Below are 24,885 nucleotides of genomic sequence, written 5' to 3'. Positions count from 1 at the left end.
AATTGTTCTATTTTGCAACTGTTTTTTTGATTTACCCAGCACTTGGGATTGACGGTCGTACTTGGCAAGAATCCGTAATATTTTAAACGGTAGTTAGCAAAGCGTATAAAACCGAAAGCCTAACTTACCCTTAGCACCTAATCTCAGTTTTACTATAATTCACCAATCCTTTCCCAATCTCCCATTCCCTATTTTCCATTTCCCATTCTCTACTTTCCATTGTCCATCCTCCCTTTTCCATTTCCCATCTCCCATCAAACATCTTCCATATTTTCCCTATCTTCAACCCATATTTTATTTCCCTTTTTTAATGCAACAGAAAAAGCAACTTTCGCTATTCGATTTATCCATGATTGTGGTTAGTTTGGTAATCGGCATGGGTATTTTCCGCACACCAGTAAACGTTGCGGCGAAAGCTCAGGTACCAGAATTATTTTATCTGGCATGGTTTATTGGGGGTTTTGTAGCATTCTGTGGTGCATTAACCTATGCAGAAATTGGTTCGCGTTATCCCGTAACTGGTGGTTATTATAAAATTTTCTCCAAGGCATACCATCCTTCAATTGCATTTGCCATTAATTGCATTGTATTAATTTCAAGTGCAGCATCAGTAGCGGCAATTTCCATCATTGGTGCAGAATATTTAAGTAAAATTATTTTACCTGTAGAAATGCAGAATGAAACCTATCGTGTTGCAATCGCTATTGCCACCATTTTAGTATTTTATTTAATTAATCTTTTAGGCTTAAAGGCCAGCTCAAAAACCCAAAACGTACTAACCATTATCAAAATAGGCTTAATTTTAATTTTAATCTGCGCCATTTTCTTTGCCGAAACAACACAAAATATCACACCCGTTTTTAAAACCGCAAGCAATGCTTTACCAAGCTGGGCAGATTATGGAAAAGCTTTGGGTTTATGTTTAATTGCCGTTTCATTTTCGTACGCTGGTTATGCACAAACCATAAATTTTGGTGGAGAAGTTACTGAAGCAAAAAAGGTTATTCCACGCTCTATAATCATTGGTTTAACAATTATTGTAATTCTTTACATGGCCTTAAACTACGTTTATGTAAAAGTTATTGGTTTCGAAGAATTAAAAACAGCTGAAAGTATTGCCGCAATTCTGGCTTCTAAAATATTCGGACCAGCGGGTTTTAAAATGCTTTCGGTAATTATTTTTGTTTCGGTAATGGGCTATGTAAACGTTAATTTACTGAGCAACCCAAGAGCCATGTTTGCAATGGGCGAAGAAGGTGCTTTACCAAAAGTTTTTGCCAGAATGAATAAAAAAGAAGTGATTAGCGTTAGCCTAACCGTTTTTGCACTAGTTGCAGTCGTTATTATCTTCTTTGCAAAAACCTTTGATAAAATTTTAAACTACACTATTTTCTTAGAAAGCATAAGCATGGCAAGTTCTGCGGCAACCATTTTCATATTACGAAAACGCACTGCACATTTAGATAATAAAACCATTTATACCGTGCCACTTTATCCAATATTGCCTATTATATTTATCGCAGCTTATACTTTCGTAGCATTCAGTATTTATGCTGACGACCCGAATGCGGCTTTAAATGGTTTGTATATTTTTATTGGATTTTTAGCCATTTATTTTATTGCCAAGCTATTTAACAAGAAATAAATACTATTTTTAGAAAAGCAATTGTAGTGCACATCGGTATCAATAGTCCCGCCATACACTGCAATCTTTTTGAAAATCTTCATCCCCATTATCTTATTGTTTCAGGAGAGGAAAGCCAACGCAATTTATTTCGGCAGATAACAAAAAGTATTTTCGTTTCTGTCGGGTTTAAGTGGCAAATTAACTCCGTAATGGTTAAATTAAAATCCTAAATTGCAGTGGTAATTTTATTGATAAAACTGAGGTTTTTTTTTAAGCCATTAGCCGAAAATAATAAGACTAATCTGCGTAAAATAAACCTGATTGAAGTGAACATCCCGTTACGCTGTCGGAAAATCGGCACTGAAACAATAACGGGATAAAACGAAAAGCAGGACTATCGAAACCAAATATTACAGAAATTTGCTTTACAAAGCAGATTATAATTTTAACTTAATTAATGAATAAAACACTCTCACTAAAACAAGAAATTGCTTACGCTGCCGGTATGATTGGCTGGAGCACAATGACGAATATTATCATTGTGATGCTGCCTTATTTTTACTTGCCGCCAAGCAATGCCGGTTTGCCCCCATTGGTACCTCAACTTGTTTTTCTGGGTTTGTTTAACATCCTCTCTATTATTGCTGCATCGGGCAGATTAGTTGATGCCATTTTCGACCCATTTATCGCTTCGAAAAGTGATGCAAGTAAAAACCCAAACGGACGCAGAATGCCTTTTATGAAATGGGCAATTATTCCTTCAATAATTTTTTGCGGACTCGTTTTTTACCCTATCCAAAAAGGCGAAAGTTTGCATAATGCATGGTGGCTCACGATAACACTTTGTTTGTTTTTTATTTCAGTAACCACGTATATTATTCCTTACAACGCTTTGCTGGCCGAGGTAACCAATACGCCGAGGCAAAAAGTGAAGTTATCTAGTTACCAGCAAGTTGGATTTGTTATTGGCATTATTTTATCGGCCTGCACCAACAATTTTGCCGATTTGGTTCAAGATGATTTTTACGTTGCAAACCGTAGCGAAGCCGTTCAAATCGCTATTTGGGGTTTGTGTGTACTTTCGGGCTTAGTAATGTTATTGCCAATATTTTTTATTAACGAAAAGGAATTTTCAGTGGCAAAACCAACACATATTCCACTTTGGCCGGCTATTAAAAACACTTTTAAAAACAGCAACTTTAAATATTATCTGGTATCTGATTTCGCATTTTACACTGCTCTAAGCATTATTTCGAGTGGCTTACTGTATTTCTGCACTGTTCTTTTAGGCTTAGACGAATCGCAAGGCGGAAAATTTATGGGTGTGATGGTTTTGGCGTCATTACTTTTTTATCCAATTGTTAATTTTGGTTCTGCAAAAATTGGCAAAAAACCATTCGTACTTTCTGCTTTTGTTGTTTTATGCTTAATTTTTGTAACCATTTTCTTCTTAGGAAAATTACCTTTATTACCGCAAACCCAACTTTACATCTTGGTTTTATCAGCTTCTTTTCCTTTGGCCGCTTTAGGAATTTTGCCTAATGCCATATTAGCCGATATTGCTCAAAAAGATACTCTTGAAAGTGGCGAAAACCATGAGGGAATGTTTTTCGCAGTTAAATATCTGTTTATAAAACTCGGACAAACTTTGGGTATTGCCATTTTTGCCATGCTAACCATTTACGGTAAAGACCCGGGAAATGATTTTGGCTTACGCTTAAATGGAATTGTTGGTTTTGGTTTGTGCTTGGTTGCATTAATTTGCTTTAGTAGGTTTAAGGAGGAGAAATAGTACCAGGATTTTAAAGATTAAAGGATTTTAGGATTTTTGAGGCTCCCAACTGTTCAGCATCCAATTCTCCGATATTTCCATTTTCCTCATCTATTTTCTATTTTCCATTTACTATTTCCATCTTCCATTTCCCATCCTCCATTCTCTCTTTTCCCTCTTCCATATATTATTCGTATCTTTGCCGCCGAAGCAGGAATAAGGGCTTGTCATTCTAATATGGCATATTCTCTCCGCAAGTTAGTCCTTCAACAAATGATTGTTCTAGCTTCTTCGATAAATACTACAAAAAAAAATACATGTTATTCAAAGAATTAAACCTCATTGAGCCAATTTTAAAAGCGCTTGAGAAAGAAGGTTATACACAACCAACACCTATACAGGAGCAATCCATCCCAACAATATTAAAAGGTAAAGATTTATTAGGTTGCGCACAAACAGGAACAGGTAAAACTGCTGCTTTTGCCATCCCAATGTTGCAATTACTGCACGAAAAACACATCAATACCAAAGCAACAAAAAACATCAAAGCTTTGGTTTTAACACCAACACGTGAGCTTGCCATTCAAATTGAAGAAAGTTTTAAAGCTTACGGAAGCAATTTAAACTTACGCAGATTAGTAATTTTTGGAGGTGTAAACCAACATTCGCAAGTGGAAGCGTTACGCAAAGGCGTTGATATTTTAGTGGCTACACCTGGCCGTTTGTTAGATTTAATGAACCAGGGTTTTATAAGCTTAAGCACTATCGAGCTTTTTGTTTTAGATGAAGCAGATAGAATGTTGGATATGGGTTTTATCCACGATGTGAAAAGAGTTGTAGCAAAATTACCTGCAAAACGCCAGACTTTATTTTTCTCGGCCACCATGCCTGATGAAATTCAAAAGTTAGCTAATACGATTTTATCTAGTCCTACGAAAGTTGAGGTTACGCCAATTTCTTCAACAGCTGAAACTATTGTTCAATCGGTTTATTTTGTGGATAAGCCTGATAAAAAGAAGTTGTTAATTCATCTTTTAGAGGATAAGAAAATTGAAACTGCTTTAGTTTTCACACGTACTAAACATGGTGCAGATAGAATTGTAAAAGATTTAGCACACGCTGGAATCAAAGCTGCTGCTATTCACGGAAATAAATCGCAAAATGCTCGTCAACGGGCTTTAACCGATTTTAAAGACAGAAAAATTCGTGTTTTAGTAGCTACTGATATTGCTGCCCGTGGTATCGATATCGACCAGTTATCTCACGTTTTCAACTTCGAATTACCGAATATTCCTGAATCTTATGTACACAGAATTGGTCGTACAGGTCGTGCTGGTGCAAACGGTATTGCGATTTCATTCTGCGATGCTGAAGAAAACGAGTACTTATTAGATATTCAGAAACTGATTAAAATTACGCTTCCTGTTGTTGATGACCATCCTTACCCATTAACCTGGGAAAGTATGTTGGCTAAAAACCAGGTTAAGCGCAAACCACAAGCACAATCGAAAGGTGGCGGTGGTGGCGGCAAAAGAGGTGGCGGCGATGGAAACATGAGCGGCAAGCCTCGTAATGCCAGCAATAACAGAAGGTTTGGCGGAAACAGAAATAAAGCGAAGTAAGCTTTGAGCTGAAAGATTGAAGCTGAAAGGATAAAGCTTTCTTGCAAATGTATAAAAACCCGAGTTGTAAATTTACAGCTCGGGTTTTGTTTTTTTTGATTTGTTATCCGTCGGCTAAAGCCAGACGGCAAGGAATATATACCTTGCTCCAAAAAACTTTGCATGAACGGTCGTCATTGCGAGGCACGAAGCAATCTTAATGCGCTCGCTATGAAAAACTATAGTTTTAAGATTGCTTCGTACCTCGCAATGACGATAGCCCTAAAAAGAAAAACCCAGAATTAATTTTCTCAACTCGGGTTTTCCTTTTATAATGCTTTTCGCTTAAGTCTTTAACCTTTCAGCTTAAAAACTTAAACCACTACATTAATAATCTTTCCTTTTACAAAAATGATTTTCTTTGGTGCTTTGCCGTCTAAGAATTTCTGGAATTGCTCGTTAGCAAATAAAATTGCTTCGACTTCTGGTTGCGCTAAAGTTAAACTTAAATTTAAGTTCATTTTCATTTTACCATTTACAGAAACTGGATAAGCAAATTCATCCTCTACCAAATGCTCAGGGTTAAAAGTTGGGAATGCTGTGTACGACAATGTACCTGCTTCATTACCTAATTGAATCCATAGTTCTTCGCAGATGTGCGGAGCGTAAGGCGATAAAATAATCACCATATCTTGCAAGATGCTGCGTTTATTACATTTCAAATCTGTCAATTCGTTAACGGCAATCATAAAACTAGAAACAGAAGTATTGAAAGAGAACCTTTCGATATCATCCTGAACTTTTTTAATAATTTTATGCAACGATTTCAATTCTGATTTAGTTGGTTCGGCATCTGTAACGGTAAATTCCCAAGCTTCGTTATGAAATAACCTCCAGAACTTACGTAAGAACTTAAACACACCTTCAATACCGTTGGTATTCCATGGTTTGCTTTGCTCTAACGGACCTAAAAACATCTCGTACATCCGCAAGGTATCAGCACCATAACGCTCAATCAAATCATCTGGATTAACCACATTGAACTTTGATTTCGACATTTTCTCTACCTCAACACCGCAAATGTATTTTCCACCTTCAAGAATAAATTCTGCGTTAGCATATTCTTCTCTCCAGTTTTTGAATTTATTTAAATCTAAAATATCATTCTCTACAATATTAACATCAACATGTAATGCCGAAGTTTTATATTCCTTTCTTAACCCAGCAGAAATATAAGTATTTGTAGGTTTACCATCAGCATCATTAATTCTATAAACAAAATTACTTCTGCCCTGAATCATCCCCTGATTAATCAATTTCTTGAAAGGCTCTTCTTCTTTGGTATAACCCAAATCTTTCAAAAATTTATTCCAGAAACGGCTGTACAGTAAGTGGCCAGTTGCATGTTCAGAACCACCAATGTATAAATCAACATCTTTCCAATATTCAACAGCTTCTTTTGAAGCAAAATCAGCATCATTATTGGCATCCATATAGCGATACCAGTACCAGCTACTTCCTGCCCAACCAGGCATGGTGCTTAATTCGTAATGTCCACCATCTTTTGATTGCCATCCTTCAGCTCTTGCTAAAGGCGGTTCGCCAGTTTCTGTAGGTAAATATTTATCAATTTCTGGTAAGATTAAAGGCAATTCCTCTTCCTGAACTAAATATGGCAAACCATCTTTAAAATAAACAGGAATTGGTTCTCCCCAATAACGTTGGCGACCGAAAATCGCATCACGCTGACGGAAGTTAACCTTTGCTTTACCAACATTTTTTTCTTCTAACCAGTTATTCAAGAAAGGAACCGCTTCTTTATAAGTTAACCCATTGATGAAACCTGAGTCGATGTATTTTCCCTCTTTAGTTGGGTCTGCTTGCGTTTCAATATCTTGCTGACCATCCAAAATCTGGATAATTGGCAAATTGAAATGCGTTGCGAATAACCAATCGCGTTGGTCGCCGCTTGGCACACCCATAACCGCACCCGTTCCGTAACCTGCAAGTACGTAATCTGCAATCCATAACTGTACGCGTTCGCCATTTACGGGGTTAATAATATAAGTGCCTGTAAAAGCTCCGGAAACGGTTTTAGTATCCGCCATGCGGTCTAATTCCGATTTCTTTTTGGTTTGAGCAATGTAATTCTCAATATCTTGTTTCTGTTCTGGCGTAGTTAATTCTGCAACCCATTCATGCTCTGGAGCTAAAACTAAATACGAAACACCGAAAATGGTATCTACACGTGTAGTGAAAACTTCGATTTGTTTCTCGTTACCTTCAATCTGAAATTTCACACTCGCTCCAACACTTTTACCAATCCAGTTACGTTGCATTTCTTTTATTGGTTCCGGCCAATCGATGGTATCCAAACCTTGCAGAAGTCTGTCAGAATAAGCTGTAATTCTCATGCTCCACTGCATCATTTTCTTTTGCTCAACAGGAAATCCACCACGTTCGGAGAAACCATCTTTCACTTCGTCGTTTGCTAAAACCGTTCCCAAAGCCGGGCACCAGTTTACCGTACTTTCCCGAAGGTAAGTCATGCGGTACTTTAACAATTCAACTTGTTTTTCTTCCTCAGTGAAAGTTGCCCAATCGCTCGGTAAGAAAGATTTCACATCTTCATCGCAAACTGCTTTAACATCGGCTGTGCCGGATGCATTGAATTTTTCGATTAAGGTTGAAATATTTTCTGCTTTATCCGTTTCGATATTGTACCATGAATTAAACAACTGCATAAAAATCCACTGCGTCCATTTGTAATAAGATGGCTCACTAGTGCGCACTTCGCGGCTCCAATCGAAAGAAAAACCTATTTGGTCTAACTGTCGACGGTAAGTTGCAATGTTTGCTTCGGTAGTAATGGCCGGATGTTGACCGGTTTGAATGGCATATTGTTCTGCAGGTAAACCAAATGAATCGTAACCCATTGGATGCAAAACGTTAAAACCTTTAAGGCGCTTGTATCTCGAAAAAATATCTGATGCAATGTAACCCAGTGGATGACCAACGTGTAAACCTGCTCCAGATGGATAAGGGAACATATCTAACACATAATATTTTGGTTTTTCAGAATTGCTTTCGGCTTTAAATGTTTGATTATCGGCCCAAAACTTCTGCCACTTTTGCTCTATTTCTTTGAATTGGTAATCCATTGCAAGTTTTAAATTTTTAAAGGGGCGAAATTACGGAAATTAAGGGGTTTAGTGAAACCAAAAAACAAGTTAAAGCGTTAACTTATTTATTATTATCTTCGTTTATCAAAATGAGTAGTTATGGCACATGTAACAATCGAAAATAAAAAATACGTACTCATCCCCGAAGAAAGCTTTCAAGAGCTACAAAAAACAGCTGCTTTAAAACACCATCCCGAGAAAACTTTTTCAATTGCTGAGGCAAGAGCCATTAGCAAAAAGTTAATCAGGAAATGGTCAGCAGAAAAATAATAATTAAAGAATCTGTTGTAGAAAGTATCGCTGAAATTTCCTGGTTTATTGAATCGGAAGGATTTCCGGCAACAGCTGAAAAATTTGCTGATCATGTTTATGACTTTATCGAACTATTAGCTGACGAAAGAAAGCGGTATAAAATATGTAGAGAACCTGAAAGGGCTTTGATGGGTTACAAGCGCATAAACTACAGAAAATATACAATCGTATTAATGGAGCTGGATGAGGAGATTATCATTTGTGAATTTCTCCCTTCTAAAATGATTAAATGGTAACATAAAAAATGCGCCATTGATTTAAAAAACCAATGGCGCAAGCAAATAATCGGGGGATTAAGATTTTTATCTGGTTAAGTAATATACCTTAACAATATTTGTTTTATCAATCTTCGCCGTAAACTGCAACTGATTGGTGGTTAGAGTTGATGTTGTACAATAAGATATTCCTTCAGGAAACGACATCGTAAAATCATTTCCAAGCGAACCTGTATATGTTCCAATTGTCCGTTGATTATTTAAACTCAACTCAACCTGGTCGTCATCGTTGGCTTTAAAATCCATATAATCATTAACGGTATAATTAAAAGTTCCGTTTAATGCAGCATTGGTATTTCCACTAACTTCTATTTTATTAACGGTCCATTTTCCAATTATGCGGGCTTTTAAAGAAGTTTCGTCCTTTTTACAAGAAAACATCGCTGTCGCTACAAAAAGAAACAGGCAAAACGTTGTAAATTGTCTTTTCATTTAGGTCTGATTAATTATAGTTCGTAATATTAACGCCCAATAACCAAATTTCGTACCGCATTTTCAAAAACACTAAAAAACAACGCAATTATTTTGGTTAAACTAAAGCTTGATATTGAACGTTATTGTTCATTTAAAAACCTATTAATTGGAGTTTATCAGGTATAATTTATATTTTCGCAAAAAACAAATTTAAATACATGGAAGAATTCGAAGTAAGCGACGCATCTAAGAAAACTAAAACCATATACATATCTACAATATTTAGTATCGCATTGGTTTTATTAATGCTTGGGCTTCTTGGCTTGGTACTTGTTCATGCAAAAAACCTTTCAAACTACGTTAAAGAGAACATTGTTTTAAACATAATTGTTGATGAAGGCGCAAAAGAAGCTGATGTTTTAGCTTTCCAGAAAGACTTAAATTCAGATCCTGCTGTTAAACAAACGCAATACGTAAATAAAGAATTAGCTGCCAGAAACCTAACTCAGGATTTAGGCGAAGATTTTGTTAACTTTTTAGGCTATAACCCTTTAACATCTACTTTCGATGTGTATTTAAAAGCAGAATCAGCTAACAATAAAAGTATCGAAGCTTTAAAAGCAAAGATTTCTAAAAACCCGGTAGTAAAAGAAGTGGTTTATCAAAGTTCGTTAATTGATATGGTAAACAAAAACATCAACACAATTGGTTTAGTAATTTTAGCGTTTGCAGCCATTTTACTTGTTATCGCTATCGCACTGATTAACAACACCATCCGACTTGCAATTTATTCGCAGCGCTTTTTAATTAAAAGTATGCAGCTTGTTGGTGCAACGAAAAACTTTATCAGACGTCCTTTTATATTATTTGCCTTTTTACATGGATTAATCGCTGCCTTTATTGCAATTATTATCCTGTTGGCTACGCTAATTTATGCTCGTAAAGAGGTGCCAGAAATTATTATATTAAACAACTACAAAGAATTTGGAATTGTATTCGTTGGTTTGATAATTATAGGTTTCTTTATTACGGGTATTAGCACCTGGTTTGCGGTAAGTAAATATTTACGTTTAAAATCTTATAATTTATATAGATAATGGCACAAAAAAAATCAGCATCTACACAGCAAGAAGTAAAAAGCGAATTGGTTTTTACCAAGAAGAACTATCAGTTGTTGTTAATCAGCATTGCTATTGTTGTGGTAGGTTTCATTTTAATGATGGGTACAACTGGCGATATTTATGATTTCAGAAGAACATTATTAGCACCTTTAGTTGTCCTTTTCGGCTTCGCCTTTGGCATCTACGCCATCTTAAAAAAATAATTTTCATCCCTTTGGATATAATGGGAAACGCTTAATTAATAAATAAGCGTTTTCTTTCATTTATACGCCCCGATATTAACATGAATTCTTTCGAAGCCATTATCCTTGCAATAATTGAAGGATTAACAGAGTTTTTACCCGTTTCAAGTACTGGTCATATGATTATTGGTTCATCCTTTATGGGTATAGCCAGCGATCCGTTTGTAAAACTATTTACTGTAGCCATTCAATTAGGCGCCATATTATCGGTAGTGGTTTTATACTTCAAAAGATTTTTCAAATCGATAAATTTCTACTTTAAACTTTTAGTAGCATTTATACCGGCCGCAATTTTCGGTTTACTGTTGAGCGATAAAATTGATGAACTTTTAGAAAGCCCAATGGCGGTAGGTATATCTTTATTAGTTGGTGGTGTAATTTTATTATTTGTAGATAAATGGTTTAACAATCCAACCATCCACGAGGAAGAAGAAGTAACCTACCTAACCGCATTAAAAATTGGTTTCTTTCAATGTATTGCCATGATTCCGGGTGTATCTCGCTCAGGAGCAACAATTGTTGGCGGTATGAGTCAGAAATTAAGCAGAAAAGTTGCTGCAGAATTTTCCTTCTTCTTAGCAGTTCCAACCATGTTTGCTGCCACAGCTAAAAAACTTTACGATTTTTACAAAGAAGGAAACACCATTACTCCAGACCAAACAAACCTACTTATCATTGGGAATGTTGTAGCATTTATTGTTGCACTTTTGGCTATAAAAAGTTTCATCGGTTTCCTTAATAAACATGGCTTTAGGGTTTTTGGTTGGTACAGAATTGTTGCAGGTTTAATTATTATTGCCCTGCTACTTAGCGGACGTAACTTACAAATAATTTAATCTGTATCTTTGCGCAAAAAAGATTTGTGAGTACAGAAAATTCAAAATTTAAAGATTTTAATTTCGCCGAAGGCGAGTTGTTGCTAATTAACAAACCATACAAATGGACATCTTTTGATGTGGTTGGCAAAATCCGTAACTCTTTAAAACCATTAAAGTTAAAAGTTGGTCATGCCGGAACACTAGATCCATTGGCAACAGGTCTGTTAATTATTTGCACGGGCAAACTCACCAAACAAATAGATACCTTTCAGGCCGAAGAAAAGGAATATACCGGAACTTTAATTTTAGGTGCCACTACCCCATCTTTTGATATGGAAACTGAGGTTGATGAAACCTTCGACATCAGCCAGATTACCAGCGAGCAGATTTATGCCGCAACACCGCAGTTTACCGGAGATATAGAACAATATCCGCCAGCACATTCAGCTGTTAAAATAAACGGAGAACGTTTGTATGTTAAAGCACGTTTGGGCGAAGAGGTAGAACTTCGTAAACGTTTTGTAACCGTTCCCGAATTCGAAATTACAAGAATCGAGTTACCTGAAATAGATTTCAGAATTGTTTGCAGCAAAGGAACTTACATCCGTTCCTTAGTTTCTGATTTTGGTAAAGCGTTAAACAATGGCGCATATCTTTCTAAGCTCACCAGAACCCGAAGCGGAAATTTCCTCCTTTCAAATTCATTTGAGGTTTTAGAGCTTGTTAATTATATTCGTAGCAAAAAAGAAGAAGCAAAACCCGCCGCTGAAGCATGAACAACTTAAGAAATAAGAATGCAAGGTTTATAAAAGAAGTGCTTTTAATAGCAGCTGGCGTTACATCAGCCTGCTTCGGTTTAAAGAGTTTTTTAATGCCAAGCCATTTTATCGATGGCGGCGTAACCGGTATTTCTCTATTATTAAGAACGCTAACCGACTGGGATTTATCTTACTTAATCATCATCATAAATATTCCCTTTGTAATATTAGGTTACAAGCAAATTGGTAAAGCTTTTGCACTAAAAACAGCCATCGCAATTACAGCACTTTCAATTTCATTAATTGTTTTACCGTTTCAACCCATTACGCACGATAAATTATTAATCGCGTTTTTTGGCGGTTTGTTTTTAGGTGGCGGAATTGGTTTAGCCATGCGTGGCGGTTGCGTAATCGATGGTACAGAAGTTTTAGCACTATACATCAGTAAAAACAGCATCCTAACGGTTGGAAATATTGTGTTAATTTTAAACATCATTATTTTTGCTTTTGCTGCGTATTTTTTAAACATCGAAACAGCGTTGTATGCAATCCTAACCTACCTTTCTGCATCAAATACTATCGATTTTATTGTAAATGGAATTGAGCAATACACAGGTGTTACCATCATTTCAGAGAAACAAGAATCGATAAAAGGATACATTATTGGCGACATGAAACGTGGCGTAACCATTTACAAAGGTTCTGGTGGTTACGGAGAAAAGAAAAACATTGATATCATTTTTACTGTTGTAACTAAATTAGAGATGAGCAAATTGCAAACGGCCATCAGGCAAATCGATCCTGATGCTTTTGTAATTCAGCATCAAATTGCCGATATCAAAGGCGGTGTAGTTAAACGTCATGCCTTACATTAAATTAATCAAAAGAATTTGGGCATTCCCCCAAGCTACGCAAGGGGTCGGGCTGTACGCTAAATCTTTTTGGCCCTTAAGAAAAACTTACAAAGTCTTAAGGCATGTTGCTTATAAGACTTTGTAAGTTTAACCAAGCAGCCAAAAAGTATACCGCTTCCATCCCTCACGCAAAAACCCAAACCATAAAAAAATCATCATTGAAAATATATAATAACCTTTCAGATTTCTCTAAACTAGATAATGCCATCGTTACCATTGGTACATTTGATGGTGTACATTTTGGGCATCAAAAAATCATCAAACAACTGGTAGCTAAGGCTAAGGCAGATGGTGGCGAAAGTGTAATCCTTACTTTCTTTCCGCATCCAAGAATGATTATCGATCCTGAAAATCAGGACTTAAAAATGATTAACACCATAAATGAAAAGGCAGAAATTTTAAAAAGCCTTGGTGTAGATCATTTAATCATTACACCGTTTACTCGTGATTTTTCGAACCAAACTCCGGAAGATTATATTCAAAATACACTGGTAAACAACATTGGTACCAAGCACATTATCATTGGCTACGATCATCGTTTTGGAAAAGACAGAGCTGGCAATTTAGTCGATTTAAAAGCTGCAGGTTTACATTTCGGTTTTACAGTCGAAGAAATTGCAGAACAAGATATACACGATGTTGCCGTAAGTTCAACCAAAATTCGTCAGGCGCTTTTAGCCGGCGATGTAAGTTTAGCATCAGATTATTTAGGTTACCCTTTTTCTATTTACGGTCGGGTAATTAAAGGTGATAAAATTGGCAGAACAATTGGTTTTCCTACGGCAAATATTTTTGTAGAAGAAACTTACAAACTTATCCCTGGCGATGGCATTTATGGCGTTACTGTTGAAATGAGTTTAGAAAGTGAAAAGTTAGAAGTGGAAAGTGGAGAGTTTAAAGTTCAAAGTTCAAAGGAGCATACTAAACTTTCAACTTTTAACCTTAAACCTTTAACTTTTAAAGGAATGGCTTACATCGGGCAGCGCCCAACCATAAACGGTATGACAAGAAATATTGAGGTTAACATCTTCGATTTTAATCGTGAAATATATGGTCAGGATATTAAGATGAATTTCTTAAAATTCTTACGCCATGATGTAAAATTTACCGGATTAGAAGCACTTACCGTACAGCTTCAAAAAGATAAAGAAGCAACATTGGCGTTTTTCAATTCAATCTAACATTAACGCTTAAAAGCATTTTTCTTACAAAAAAGAGCCTCATTTTAGCTATATTAGCAGCAATGAGGCTTTTTAGTATCCTTTTATTTTTTTTAACTTTTAATGCTGTTGCAGGTTTTGCATCGCAGCAAAAAACTGATGTTAAAAAAACTGAGCTTAGCATTAAGTCATTGTCTTTTGCTGCAAAAAAAATCACTACTGTAAATAATCAGAATAGTGAAAACGATCAGCTTCAAAAAGATTTCATTTCTTCTGCTTCAGCTTTTAAAATTCACTCCTCTACATTCATTCTATTTCTATTAGCTGCATTTGCAGTTTTAAATCATAAAACAAAAAATAGAAAGGTATTTTTGAATAAATTAGATTTTCATTATCAAAGGTTATTCAAAATACTCTATCCAAAACACGTTTTTTGGTAAGTAAATTTTCATTCTAAAATCACCTGCAAATGGATTTGCATATAGCAAAACCTACTGCCGAATTTAAAATTTTTAATTTTTAAGCATTTTAAGATAAAATGATTCATTTACCAGATTTAATCGCCGATTTAGGATTAATACTTGCCGCCGCAGGAATAACAACCCTGCTATTTAAAAAAATTAAACAACCACTTGTACTTGGTTATATCTTGGCGGGTTTAATGGTTGGTCCACATTTCAGTTTCTTACCAACCGTAACCGACCAAAAAAGCGTAACCATTTGGGCAGAAATTGGCGTAATATTCCTCCTTTTTAGTTTAGGTTTAGAATTTAGTTTTAAAAAACTGGTCAAAGTTGGTGGCTCATCATCAATAACCGCTATTGTTGAGGTTATCTTCATGCTCCTTATTGGTTATGCAGCCGGCTCATTAATGGGTTGGAGCACAATGGATAGCATCTTCCTTGGTGGAATTTTATCGGTATCTTCTACTACAATTATCATTCGTGCTTTCGAAGAATTAGGCGTTAAACACAAGAAGTTTGCCGGATTGGTTTTTGGTGTACTAATCGTTGAAGATTTAGTAGCCATTTTATTATTGGTATTGCTTTCAACATTAGCGGTAAGCCAGCAATTTGCAGGTTCGGAAATGTTAATTTCCATACTGAAACTTGCATTTTTCTTAGTGCTGTGGTTTTTAGGTGGTATTTTCTTAATTCCAACATTTTTAAAAGCCACCAGAAAATTAATGAATGATGAAACCATGCTCATCGTGTCATTGGCATTATGTCTAATAATGGTTTTACTTGCCGTAAAAGTTGGTTTTTCGCCTGCGCTTGGCGCATTCATTATGGGTTCAATTTTAGCTGAAACCACTCAGGCAGAAAAAATTGAGCATTTAACAAAATCAGTTAAAGATTTATTTGCTGCTGTGTTCTTCGTTTCAGTTGGTATGTTAATCGACCCGAAAGTCTTAATCGATTATGCTTTCCCAATCCTTGTAGTTACGCTTGCAACCATTTTAGGCAAATTAATCAGTTCTTCACTTGGTGCTTTATTATCTGGCCAGCCCTTAAAAACATCGGTACAAGCTGGTATGAGTTTAGCTCAGATTGGTGAGTTTTCATTCATCATCGCAACATTAGGTTTAACATTAAAAGTTACAAGTGAGTTTCTCTATCCAATTGCCGTTGCGGCATCTGCGATTACAACCTTTACAACGCCATATTTAATTAAATCATCAGAAAGTTTCTATAACTTTTTAAATCGGGTTTTACCTAAAAAATGGCTGGATGGAATCGAAAGATACAGTTCAAGTACCGCCGGAATTACAGCTTTAAGCGACTGGAAAATTTTGCTGCGTTCTTACATTTTCAATACGATTATCCATTCGGTGATTATCATTGCGGTTATCTTTCTAACATCAAGATATTTGCAGCCATTTATGGTTAAGAATGTAACTAATGGATTAACTTCGGCATTAGTTAGTGTCGGACTATCATTTATCTTAATGTCGCCATTTTTATGGGCATTATCTATCCGCAGGATTCAAAAAACAGCTTATTCTCACCTTTGGTTAAATAAAAAATACACTCGTGGTCCGCTGATTGCCATCGAATTTTTCAGAATCGCTTTAGGTATATTCTTTGTTGGTTTCCTGATGTACGAATTTTTCGATACCTGGGTTGCCGCCTTAATTGCGTTAGGTTTAATCGTTCTCGGAATGATAATTTTCTCCAGAAAGCTTCAATCATTTTATGATAAACTTGAACGTCGTTTCATCAAGAATTTAAATGCCAGAGAAAACCAGAAACCTGATATCTTACCTTGGGATACACACTTAACAGAATTGAAGGTTTCACCAGAATCTGAAGTAGTTGGAAAAACGCTTACCGAGCTAATGATTAGAGAAAAGTTCGGGGTGAACATTGCGATGATAGAACGTGGAAGAAACACAATTCCAACTCCGGGTCGAGATGAAAGACTTTATCCTAATGACAAGTTACTACTTATTGGCGCTGATGATCAGCTAGCCATGGTAAAAGCCATTTTAGAAGTTAACACGCCAGAAATTGAAGAAGAAAGTAATTTCCCTGATAAGGAAATGACCTTACAAAAGGTTGTTGTAAATGCCGAATCGCCTGTTTATGGTTTAAGCATTCGCAACGCTGGAATAAGGGAAAAAGCACAGGCACTAATTGTAGGTATAGAACGCGGTGCAGAGAGAATCCTGAACCCTTCTTCTGATTTTGTTTTTGATACCGGAGATGTAATTTGGATTGTTGGAAATAACAAAAAGATAAAGGAAGTGATTTAAAGTCAGCGGTCAATCTTGATTCTTGATACTTTATACTTGATACTATTTTATATCTTCGTTCATAACCTAACCTATGAAAGTCGATAAAGAAAAAAGTGAATTCCTGGATGAAGTTATAGACCAATGGGAAACTGATGGCCTAATTACGGAAGAAACAGGGCAAAAACTTAGAAAAAGTTATGAAGCAAAAGACTTCGACTGGCTACGTTTAGCGCAGTATGCTTTTTGGATTGCGCTTGCCTGTGGCTTCATTGCACTTGGCTCGTTACTCATCGATAATTCTATTTTAAATTACCTTAAAAGAGTTTACAACACACCGAATATTGTTATCGCAATTGTTTCTAGTGGAATAGCTGCTTGGCTTTACATTCTTGGATTCAGAAGAAAAAAGAACCTGCCAAGTTTGAAATTCAGTAATGAAGCTATAGTTTTTTCTGCTATTTTATTAACCGCAAATGCAATTGCCTATTTCGGAAAAGCTTTGGATAATGGCTCCGGTAATTTCTCCATTTTAATTCTAATATCCGTATTTATTTACGGTGCTTTAGGTTACATTTTTAATTCAAGATTAATCTGGATTTTCGCCCTTATTTCTCTTGGGGCTTGGTTTGGTACTGAAACGGGTTATTTAAGTCGCTGGAATTACTATTTCTTAGGCATGAATTACCCATTACGTTTTGTAGTTTTTGGAGCGATTTTAACCGCCGCTTCCTTTATAATGAAAGTTATACCAAAAACCAAACACTTTTTTCAGGTTACATATATTGCCGGAATGGTTTACTTATTTGTTTCGCTTTGGGCATTATCCGTATTCGGCAATTTCGCAAGCCTCGAAGAGTGGTATAAAATCAGGCAGTTGAGTTTGTTTTACTGGGCATTAATTTCTGCTGCGATTTGCTTGGCAAGTACATTTTACGGCTTAAAATACAGAGATGATATTGCCCGAGAATTCGGCATTACTTTTCTATTCATAAACCTTTACACCCGCTATTTCGAATACTTTTGGGATAGTTGGCATAAAGCACTTTTCTTTTCGGTTCTAGCAGCATCGTTTTGGCTAATTGGCCGAAAAGCAGAGAAGATTTGGAATGTAGAATTTTTAAAATAAGGAATTAACACATCTTGAAAAGCGAAGCACAGTTTACCCCGACCCTTCGTGAAAGCAATCTGATTTTTTATAAGACGAATGCCTAATGCACCACGTCATTGCGAGGCACAGTTTATCCCGATTGTTCGGGAAAGCAATCTTATAACATTGGGTTTATTAGCAAGCGCTTTAAGATTGCTTCGTGCCTCGCAAAGACGAATTTTAATTAAAAATAATTTGGAGCGCAAAAACAGTGAAACATAGGTTAAGGCAGTCCCGCCAATACTACTTCCGATGAAATATCGGAATTCGTTATGTCGGGGCTATTTAACTTAAAACAGTAGTACTATGAAAGGTTTTTTTTATGCACAAACCTTTGTACCTAAACCCGACATAAACGAACACGAAACGCAATGGAGTAAAGTGTTTGGCGGGACTAAAAGCTGCCATTGAAACAGAGCTTTCATTTCCAAGTAATTAATACGGCAAAAGAGTTCTGAATCAAGTTCAGAATGACGACTGCCTAATAACACACCACGTCATTGCAAGGTACAGTTTATTCCGACCCCTTCGGGAAAGCAATCTTACAATTTTGGGTTTATTAGCGAACGCTTTAAGATTGCTTCGTGCCTCGCAATGACGAAAAGCCCATCAAAAGAGATTCTAAAATAAATTCAGAATGACGACCGGACTATGCTCCGAAATGACGGAGAATGACGGCCGTTCAAGACAAATCCTAAAATATAATAATGGCTTGTTTTATAATTAAATAAGCGGCTAAAGCATATAAAAATATTGCAATCGATTTATTGATGATTAAACTGCTTAACGCAAATTTTTCTTGTATAAAAGTGGCAAAGTGTGCGTATAAATATAGTGCTCCTGCAGAACCAACACCCGAACCGATACTGAAAATAACCAGCGATAAATAATCAGTTTCAATCCAATTGTGTAATATAACGTAGTTTCCAAAGAACAACCAAAACGGAATTTGAACCGGATTTAAAACGCCCAGGATTAATCCGTAAAGTACACTTCCACTACGTTTATCTTCTTTTTTGCTGCTGGTTTTTGGTGCTTTCTTACGGTTTACCCACGTTATGGTACCCATGGTAATAAACATGAGAATCATAAAACAATCTACCAATGTGCCTAACCTTACTTCGCTAACAGCCTCATTTGGATTAATGTCGCTCATCGCCCAACGGGCAAAGCGCATCATGCCGAAAGTAAAAAATACTTCAACACAAGAGAACGATAAAATAAAGTACCAAACCTGCCTCATGCCCTTGTTAATGGCCAATTGAGCAACAGTTAGGTTAATATTGCCAGGGGGAATATAGCCCATGGCATTAAGAAGGATGCCTATAATAAAGGTTAGAAAAAGCATTGCCGAAAGTATAAATTTATTTTAAATGCGCAGCTAAATATTTTCCGGTATAAGAGTTTTTCTCTTTAACCAAATCTTCCGGTATGCCTTCAAAAACAAGTTTCCCGCCACCATCACCACCTTCCGGACCGATATCTATTACCCAATCGGCACATTTAATCATATCCATATTGTGTTCGATAACCAGAATGGTATTTCCTTGTTCTATTAAAGTATTTAAAGCTTTTAATAACTTCTTGATATCGTGAAAATGTAAACCAGTTGTTGGCTCATCGAAAATAAATAAGGTTTTATTCGCGTTATTTCCCTTTATTAAAAACGAAGCAAGTTTAATACGTTGCGCTTCGCCACCCGATAAAGTATTTGAAGATTGCCCTAAATGAACATAACCTAAACCAACATCAACCAATGGATTTAACTTATTAAGAATTTTTTGTTCATCCTTAAAGAAATCAACCGCTTCTTCAATGGTCATATCCAAAATATCAGAAACATTTTTCTCTTTGTAAGTGATATCCAAAACCTGTTGTTTAAAGCGTTTTCCACTACAAGCTTCACAAGGCAAATAAATATCAGCCATGAATTGCATTTCTATTTTCACTTCTCCCTCACCCTGGCAAACATCACATCGGCCACCTTCTACGTTAAATGAAAATGCAGCTGGTTTTAAACCTGCAGCTTTAGCTGCTGCCTGCGAAGAAAATAATGCTCTGATATCATCCCAGGCTTTAACATAAGTAACCGGATTAGAACGGCTTGAGCGACCAATCGGATTCTGATCCACCATTTCTACAGCACTAACCAAATCGTAGTTACCAAAAATACCATCGTAAGCACCGGTTTGTTCCCCTGCATAATTACCAATGGCCTTTTGCAGGGCAGGATAAAGAATTTTCTTTACCAAACTTGTTTTCCCTGAACCAGAAACCCCACTTACTGCTGTAAACACACCCAATGGAAACTTAACATCAATGTTTTGAAGGTTATTTTCTCTTGCTCCTTTTATTAGAACATGATCTTTCCACTTTCTGCGTTTCTCCGGAATGGCAATTTTTTCAAGTCCGGATAAATATCTCCCGGTTAAACTGTTTTTATCTTTTAAGATGGCTTCGTAGTCGCCACTAAAAACCAAATTTCCGCCATGCGTACCCGCTTCCGGACCAATATCAATAATATAATCGGCAGCACGCATCATTTCTTCTTCGTGCTCTACAACCAAAACGGTGTTACCAACATTTCTCAAAGAGATTAATACTTCTATAAGTTTATTGGTATCTCGTGGATGCAAACCTATACTTGGTTCATCTAAAACATAGATAGAACCAACTAAACTACTACCTAAAGATGTTGCCAGATTTATACGCTGCGATTCTCCGCCCGAAAGTGTATTTGATAAACGGTTTAAGGTTAAATAACCTAGGCCAACATTATTAAGATAAAGGAAACGGTTGTTAATTTCGGCCAGCAAGCGTTTTGCAATTTTAGCATCATTAACGCTAAGTTTTAAATCATCAAAAAAAGTCAGTGCCTTAGCAAGCGGCATTAAAACAACATCAATAATCGATTTCTCGCCAATTTTAACGTAAGATGCATCTTTACGTAAACGAGAGCCTTTACAATCCGGACAAACTGTTTTTCCGCGATAGCGGGATAACATTACCCGATATTGAATTTTATAGGTTTGCTCTTCAAGTTCCTTGAAAAAAGCGTTTAATCCTTCAAAATATTTATTGCCCGTCCATAACAAAGCTTGTTCTTTTTCAGTAAGCTGATTAAAAGCACGGTGAATTGGAAAATCAAATTTAGCAGAAGCCTTAATAAAATTCTGAAGCCAAACGCCCATTTTCTCTCCTCTCCACGGTGCGATAGCATTATCATAAACACTTTTACTTTTATCTGGGATAACTAAATCTTCATCAATACCAATTACATTTCCATAACCTTCGCAGCGTTTACAGGCTCCAAATGGATTATTGAAAGAGAAGAAATTTGGTGTAGGTTCTTCGAAACGCATACCATCCAATTCAAATCTATCGCTGAAATGTTTAGTATTACCATTTACTTCAACATAGCTATCTCCCTTGCCTTCAAAAAATGCAGTTTGTACCGAATCGGCCAATCTGCTTAAAGTTTCCTCTTCCTTATTCGTTACAATTCTGTCTATCAGAATCTGTACAGTTTTGTCGTCAGTTAACTCAACATCCTTAAAATCAGCATCATCTAAAACCGATTCAATTTTTTCAATTTTATTATCGATTAAAACTCTTAAAAATCCTTTCTGTAATAAGATTGCAAGTTCCTCTTTTATGGTTCTATTATTATGCGGATAAAGCGGACAAAAGATGGTAACAGTTGTATCATCTGGCAATCCACCAACATAATCTACAACAGTACTTACCGAATCTTTCTTAACTATTTTGCCAGAGATTGGCGAAATAGTTTTACCAATTCTGGAAAAAAGCAGCTTTAAATAATCGTAAATTTCTGTAGATGTACCTACTGTAGAGCGTGGATTCGAAGTTATTACCTTTTGCTCAATGGCAATGGCCGGAGCAATTCCCTTAATATAATCCACATCGGGTTTGTTCATACGCCCCATAAACTGGCGGGCATAAGACGACAAACTTTCTACATATCGGCGTTGGCCTTCGGCATAAAGTGTATCAAAAGCAAGCGAAGATTTCCCCGAACCTGACATACCTGTTACCACCACCAATTTATTTTTCGGGATAGCAACATCTATGTTTTTAAGGTTGTGCACTCGTGCACCTTTTATGATAATATTTTTGTGCGGATCTTTTTCGGCTTCTTTTTTGCTCATGTATTATTAAGAATATATTATGAAACCCTGATAAAGTAATTTGGGTTTTAAGAAGATACAAAAATAAGGTACTGGGACCGTTAATTTATTTTTTAACATTTAATTTTTTGTTTTTTGATAAAAAATTAACTTTCTTTGAATATTAACAAACTCAGAACCAAACTAACACATTCAAAAAACATAGGAGATCAGCTATAGAAATTAAACTTCTACAAATTAATTTTTAGCAAATAGTACGGGATTTAGTGTAGGTAAACCTATGAATTTACAATCATACAATGATCAGGACCTGGTAAAGTTATACGTTGCCGGGAACGAGAATGGATTGCAGGAACTTTTACGAAGACATAAAAGCAAAATTTATACTTCTATCTACTTGTTGGTAAAAGACCAATACTTAGCAGAAGATATTTTTCAGGATGCTTTTATCAAAGTAATAAACACGCTGCGATCAGGAAGATATAACGAGGAAGGCAAGTTCTTACCTTGGGTAATGCGTATTGCGCACAACTTAGTTATCGATTATTTCAGAAAGGAAAAACGAACGCCAATTATTACCAGTTCGGATGGAATGGATGTATTTAATATGCTACACTTTTATGATGAAAGTGCAGAAGAAAAAATGCTTCGCGACCAAACCCACAAAGATCTGAAAGCAATGATTCATTTATTACCTGATGAGCAGAAAGAAGTGCTTTTAATGCGCCACTATGCAGATTTAAGTTTTAAAGAAATAGCCGATTTAACTGATGTAAGCATTAATACTGCTTTGGGTAGAATGCGTTATGCATTAAGCAATTTGCGTAAAATGCTCAAGACAAAAGAAATGACTTACAAGGGGTAATAAAAAAGTTACATAAAATGTTTTAGGGATTGAAATAAAGCATCTGAACTATCGTTAAGTTTATAAAACAAAAACATTTAGTTGCTTATGACAAAAACCTCTACATCAAAAACAAATGTAAATTTACCCCAACAAAACATGTTTCAGTACACAACTGATAATGAGTCTGACGCGGAAATTGACTTATTTTACGATCAAATCAAAAGTAAGTTAGATGGGCTGCTTCAAAATCCTTCTGACGATACAGTCAACAGGATTTTAGCATACAGCAAATCAAAGTAATTTTACATATCGAAAAGCTTCCTTAACATTAAGGAAGCTTTTTTTATTTTAATCCCCGTCACCCAATTTCATTGATTTAAGGAGAAAACAAAAAAATATTGTCATCCTGAGCTTGTCGAAGGACAAATATTTTTTTTTGTTTTCTACTGTTAAAAGGTCTTCGACAGGCTCAGACTGATTGTTATGACTTTTGCAAATTAGGCTGCTATATTATAATTGCTTTTATAAGGTTGTTGTGTTTTAATTACAGCTGCTATTCTTAGCGTTATTTTATTTCTCACTGCATTAAGTATACTCATGCTATGCTTACCTTCATCCTTTTTCCTTTGGTAGTAGTTCTTGAATTCCATATTATGTTGGATAACTGATAATGCGCATAGATGTAGTAGTTTTTTAAGGTCTTTGTTTGCCATCCTATGTACCCTGGTTTTACCTTTTACACTAATCCCGCTCGAGTGCTCGAACGGAGCGACTCCTGCATAGCATGCCAATTGCTTTCCACTTGGGTTGCTGGCAAAATTCGCTGTACAACCAATCAGGTAAACCGCGGTGACATGTCCGATCCCTGGTATACCGGTCAACAGGTTATAGTTTCGTTGAAAGGCGCTGTTTTCTTTAATAATTTTGCGGATTTGTTCTTCAATATTTTTAATCGATTTTGCTATTCCATCAATAGCAGATTTAAGTGCTTTCTCAATTAGTTTCTGATGTGATTTTTCATTTACATTACCTAGCTCTTTAATTGAAACGCTAAGTCCTGTAGCCTGCTTGAGTAATTTTGTTCTGGCAGATATGAAATCTTTTAAATGCAATAACTGTGGATCTAAGGCTTCTGTGGCCTTTAATGTATCAGATTCCTTAAAGGCATACTTGCATAAACGGACACTATCTATCTTATCATTCTTTCCTCTAGCTATCCCAAAACTCCATTTAATATGGGCTGCATTACCAATATGAATTGGTACGTGTTTGTTACTGCAGAATGACCAGATTAGCCGGTGATAGATCCCTGTATTTTCAATCACCACCAGAGTGTCTGGATTAAAGGTGACCTTATGAAATTTAAGCCATTTCTCAAATGTCTTTATCCCAGAAGCTGTATTCTCAAACCGGGCGCTTTGGATAGCTTGTTTTACATGACTGATAACAGTCATTAAAGAAGCATCAAAGTAGGGCTTTGATACATCAATCCCAATAAAGAAATTTGTATTAATCATATTATTTATTCTTTAAATTTGTAGCAATTACCTAAGTTTTACCCCATCGATCCAAGTCCTTAATAATGGGTAATGCCCTAATTGTTATCTGGTCACTAAGGGAAAATCGGTAGCGGATTATATCAGTCTATAGGTATCTAACCTTGACAACGCTTAATGAGCCGCTACCGATTTAGGTAACTTGTTAAATATAAATCAATTCAATCATTTTAGACCATTGCAAATCTAAAGGACGACGGCTTTTTTAAGTTAACGACATTGCTCCATCCTCCATTTCCCTTTATCTATTTCCCA

Annotated in this window: 21 protein-coding genes; 16 read left to right on the top strand and 5 right to left on the bottom strand. The window is 36.1% G+C overall.

Annotated features, from left to right (window positions below; translation table 11 throughout):
• Nucleotides 1-310 precede the first annotated feature (310 nt).
• The 3 genes from ACO05K_RS00215 to ACO05K_RS00205 all read left to right on the top strand — a co-directional run bounded on the left by ACO05K_RS00215 (nucleotide 311) and on the right by ACO05K_RS00205 (nucleotide 5,020).
• Nucleotides 311-1,645, top strand: a complete 1,335-nt coding sequence (locus ACO05K_RS00215) for an APC family permease (RefSeq protein ID WP_421942462.1) — start codon at nucleotides 311-313, stop codon at nucleotides 1,643-1,645.
• Nucleotides 1,646-2,084: 439 nt separating this feature from the next.
• Nucleotides 2,085-3,419 carry an MFS transporter gene (locus ACO05K_RS00210; RefSeq protein ID WP_421942461.1) on the top strand — a complete coding sequence of 445 codons (1,335 nt, stop codon included), beginning with the start codon at nucleotides 2,085-2,087 and terminating at the stop codon, nucleotides 3,417-3,419.
• 296 nt (nucleotides 3,420-3,715) lie between these two features.
• Complete coding sequence (locus ACO05K_RS00205) at nucleotides 3,716-5,020, top strand: DEAD/DEAH box helicase (protein ID WP_421942460.1); 1,305 nt, start codon at nucleotides 3,716-3,718, stop codon at nucleotides 5,018-5,020.
• 353 nt (nucleotides 5,021-5,373) lie between these two features.
• Here the strand turns inward: ACO05K_RS00205 and leuS are convergent, their stop codons facing one another.
• The gene (gene leuS / locus ACO05K_RS00200; RefSeq protein WP_421942459.1) at nucleotides 5,374-8,160 is read right to left on the bottom strand and encodes a leucine--tRNA ligase; all 2,787 of its coding nucleotides are present in this window, start codon (nucleotides 8,158-8,160) and stop codon (nucleotides 5,374-5,376) included.
• 120 nt (nucleotides 8,161-8,280) lie between these two features.
• Here leuS and ACO05K_RS00195 point away from each other — a divergent pair, with 120 nt between their 5' ends.
• Together ACO05K_RS00195 and ACO05K_RS00190 are read left to right on the top strand one after the other, a co-directional pair.
• Nucleotides 8,281-8,451: a hypothetical protein gene (locus ACO05K_RS00195; protein WP_421942458.1), complete on the top strand. Its 171-nt coding sequence runs from the start codon at nucleotides 8,281-8,283 to the stop codon at nucleotides 8,449-8,451.
• Nucleotides 8,433-8,729, top strand: a complete 297-nt coding sequence (locus ACO05K_RS00190) for a type II toxin-antitoxin system RelE/ParE family toxin (protein WP_421942457.1) — start codon at nucleotides 8,433-8,435, stop codon at nucleotides 8,727-8,729. The genes ACO05K_RS00195 and ACO05K_RS00190 overlap by 19 nt, the downstream gene beginning before the upstream one ends.
• A gap of 66 nt (nucleotides 8,730-8,795) precedes the next feature.
• Here the strand turns inward: ACO05K_RS00190 and ACO05K_RS00185 are convergent, their stop codons facing one another.
• Complete coding sequence (locus tag ACO05K_RS00185; RefSeq protein ID WP_421942456.1) at nucleotides 8,796-9,200, bottom strand: lipocalin family protein; 405 nt, start codon at nucleotides 9,198-9,200, stop codon at nucleotides 8,796-8,798.
• Between the two features lie 200 nt (nucleotides 9,201-9,400).
• Here ACO05K_RS00185 and ACO05K_RS00180 point away from each other — a divergent pair, with 200 nt between their 5' ends.
• The 9 genes from ACO05K_RS00180 to ACO05K_RS00140 all read left to right on the top strand — a co-directional run bounded on the left by ACO05K_RS00180 (nucleotide 9,401) and on the right by ACO05K_RS00140 (nucleotide 18,058).
• A complete protein-coding gene (locus ACO05K_RS00180; RefSeq protein ID WP_421942455.1) occupies nucleotides 9,401-10,279 on the top strand; it encodes a cell division protein FtsX in 879 nt (292 codons plus the stop codon).
• Nucleotides 10,279-10,506, top strand: a complete 228-nt coding sequence (locus tag ACO05K_RS00175) for a DUF3098 domain-containing protein (protein ID WP_421942454.1) — start codon at nucleotides 10,279-10,281, stop codon at nucleotides 10,504-10,506. Before ACO05K_RS00180 ends, ACO05K_RS00175 begins: the two co-directional genes overlap by 1 nt.
• 80 nt (nucleotides 10,507-10,586) lie before the next feature.
• Nucleotides 10,587-11,381, top strand: coding sequence for an undecaprenyl-diphosphate phosphatase (locus ACO05K_RS00170; protein WP_421942453.1), 795 nt, complete (start codon nucleotides 10,587-10,589; stop codon nucleotides 11,379-11,381).
• A 26-nt stretch (nucleotides 11,382-11,407) separates the two neighbouring features.
• Nucleotides 11,408-12,139, top strand: coding sequence for a tRNA pseudouridine(55) synthase TruB (gene truB / locus ACO05K_RS00165; protein ID WP_421942452.1), 732 nt, complete (start codon nucleotides 11,408-11,410; stop codon nucleotides 12,137-12,139).
• Nucleotides 12,136-12,996, top strand: coding sequence for a YitT family protein (locus ACO05K_RS00160; RefSeq protein ID WP_421942451.1), 861 nt, complete (start codon nucleotides 12,136-12,138; stop codon nucleotides 12,994-12,996). Before truB ends, ACO05K_RS00160 begins: the two co-directional genes overlap by 4 nt.
• 197 nt (nucleotides 12,997-13,193) lie before the next feature.
• Complete coding sequence (locus ACO05K_RS00155) at nucleotides 13,194-14,216, top strand: bifunctional riboflavin kinase/FAD synthetase (protein ID WP_421946261.1); 1,023 nt, start codon at nucleotides 13,194-13,196, stop codon at nucleotides 14,214-14,216.
• A gap of 62 nt (nucleotides 14,217-14,278) precedes the next feature.
• Nucleotides 14,279-14,635: a hypothetical protein gene (locus tag ACO05K_RS00150; RefSeq protein WP_421942450.1), complete on the top strand. Its 357-nt coding sequence runs from the start codon at nucleotides 14,279-14,281 to the stop codon at nucleotides 14,633-14,635.
• A 98-nt stretch (nucleotides 14,636-14,733) separates the two neighbouring features.
• Nucleotides 14,734-16,950 carry a cation:proton antiporter gene (locus ACO05K_RS00145; RefSeq protein WP_421942449.1) on the top strand — a complete coding sequence of 739 codons (2,217 nt, stop codon included), beginning with the start codon at nucleotides 14,734-14,736 and terminating at the stop codon, nucleotides 16,948-16,950.
• Nucleotides 16,951-17,023: 73 nt separating this feature from the next.
• On the top strand, nucleotides 17,024-18,058 hold the full coding sequence (locus tag ACO05K_RS00140) for a DUF2157 domain-containing protein (protein ID WP_421942448.1): 1,035 nt from the start codon (nucleotides 17,024-17,026) through the stop codon (nucleotides 18,056-18,058).
• A 715-nt stretch (nucleotides 18,059-18,773) separates the two neighbouring features.
• Here the strand turns inward: ACO05K_RS00140 and ACO05K_RS00135 are convergent.
• Nucleotides 18,774-19,427 (bottom strand): LysE family transporter, encoded by a 654-nt coding sequence (locus ACO05K_RS00135; RefSeq protein ID WP_421942447.1) that lies wholly within the window; start codon nucleotides 19,425-19,427, stop codon nucleotides 18,774-18,776.
• Between the two features lie 16 nt (nucleotides 19,428-19,443).
• Nucleotides 19,444-22,248 carry an excinuclease ABC subunit UvrA gene (gene uvrA / locus ACO05K_RS00130; RefSeq protein WP_421942446.1) on the bottom strand — a complete coding sequence of 935 codons (2,805 nt, stop codon included), beginning with the start codon at nucleotides 22,246-22,248 and terminating at the stop codon, nucleotides 19,444-19,446.
• Between the two features lie 259 nt (nucleotides 22,249-22,507).
• Here uvrA and ACO05K_RS00125 point away from each other — a divergent pair, with 259 nt between their 5' ends.
• Both ACO05K_RS00125 and ACO05K_RS00120 read left to right on the top strand, forming a co-directional pair.
• Nucleotides 22,508-23,092, top strand: coding sequence for an RNA polymerase sigma factor (locus tag ACO05K_RS00125; RefSeq protein ID WP_421942445.1), 585 nt, complete (start codon nucleotides 22,508-22,510; stop codon nucleotides 23,090-23,092).
• 87 nt (nucleotides 23,093-23,179) lie between these two features.
• Nucleotides 23,180-23,374, top strand: a complete 195-nt coding sequence (locus tag ACO05K_RS00120) for a hypothetical protein (RefSeq protein WP_421942444.1) — start codon at nucleotides 23,180-23,182, stop codon at nucleotides 23,372-23,374.
• A 197-nt stretch (nucleotides 23,375-23,571) separates the two neighbouring features.
• Here ACO05K_RS00120 and ACO05K_RS00115 read toward each other — a convergent pair whose 3' ends face one another.
• Complete coding sequence (locus ACO05K_RS00115; RefSeq protein ID WP_421942443.1) at nucleotides 23,572-24,591, bottom strand: IS110 family transposase; 1,020 nt, start codon at nucleotides 24,589-24,591, stop codon at nucleotides 23,572-23,574.
• Nucleotides 24,592-24,885: the final 294 nt, after the last annotated feature.

This window comes from Pedobacter sp., assembly GCF_965227205.1.
Taxonomy (GTDB): domain Bacteria; phylum Bacteroidota; class Bacteroidia; order Sphingobacteriales; family Sphingobacteriaceae; genus Pedobacter.
Note: the sequence above shows the minus strand (reverse complement) of the source record. Positions and strands in the feature narration are given on the sequence as shown.

Coding starts and splice junctions, on each gene's coding strand:
- ACO05K_RS00215 (WP_421942462.1), top strand. CDS start 311: ATGCAACAGAAAAAGCAACTTTCGCTATTCGATTTATCCATGATTGTG.
- ACO05K_RS00210 (WP_421942461.1), top strand. CDS start 2,085: ATGAATAAAACACTCTCACTAAAACAAGAAATTGCTTACGCTGCCGGT.
- ACO05K_RS00205 (WP_421942460.1), top strand. CDS start 3,716: ATGTTATTCAAAGAATTAAACCTCATTGAGCCAATTTTAAAAGCGCTT.
- leuS (WP_421942459.1), bottom strand. CDS start 8,160: ATGGATTACCAATTCAAAGAAATAGAGCAAAAGTGGCAGAAGTTTTGG.
- ACO05K_RS00195 (WP_421942458.1), top strand. CDS start 8,281: ATGGCACATGTAACAATCGAAAATAAAAAATACGTACTCATCCCCGAA.
- ACO05K_RS00190 (WP_421942457.1), top strand. CDS start 8,433: ATGGTCAGCAGAAAAATAATAATTAAAGAATCTGTTGTAGAAAGTATC.
- ACO05K_RS00185 (WP_421942456.1), bottom strand. CDS start 9,200: ATGAAAAGACAATTTACAACGTTTTGCCTGTTTCTTTTTGTAGCGACA.
- ACO05K_RS00180 (WP_421942455.1), top strand. CDS start 9,401: ATGGAAGAATTCGAAGTAAGCGACGCATCTAAGAAAACTAAAACCATA.
- ACO05K_RS00175 (WP_421942454.1), top strand. CDS start 10,279: ATGGCACAAAAAAAATCAGCATCTACACAGCAAGAAGTAAAAAGCGAA.
- ACO05K_RS00170 (WP_421942453.1), top strand. CDS start 10,587: ATGAATTCTTTCGAAGCCATTATCCTTGCAATAATTGAAGGATTAACA.
- ACO05K_RS00160 (WP_421942451.1), top strand. CDS start 12,136: ATGAACAACTTAAGAAATAAGAATGCAAGGTTTATAAAAGAAGTGCTT.
- ACO05K_RS00150 (WP_421942450.1), top strand. CDS start 14,279: ATGAGGCTTTTTAGTATCCTTTTATTTTTTTTAACTTTTAATGCTGTT.
- ACO05K_RS00145 (WP_421942449.1), top strand. CDS start 14,734: ATGATTCATTTACCAGATTTAATCGCCGATTTAGGATTAATACTTGCC.
- ACO05K_RS00140 (WP_421942448.1), top strand. CDS start 17,024: ATGAAAGTCGATAAAGAAAAAAGTGAATTCCTGGATGAAGTTATAGAC.
- ACO05K_RS00135 (WP_421942447.1), bottom strand. CDS start 19,427: ATGCTTTTTCTAACCTTTATTATAGGCATCCTTCTTAATGCCATGGGC.
- uvrA (WP_421942446.1), bottom strand. CDS start 22,248: ATGAGCAAAAAAGAAGCCGAAAAAGATCCGCACAAAAATATTATCATA.
- ACO05K_RS00125 (WP_421942445.1), top strand. CDS start 22,508: ATGAATTTACAATCATACAATGATCAGGACCTGGTAAAGTTATACGTT.
- ACO05K_RS00120 (WP_421942444.1), top strand. CDS start 23,180: ATGACAAAAACCTCTACATCAAAAACAAATGTAAATTTACCCCAACAA.
- ACO05K_RS00115 (WP_421942443.1), bottom strand. CDS start 24,591: ATGATTAATACAAATTTCTTTATTGGGATTGATGTATCAAAGCCCTAC.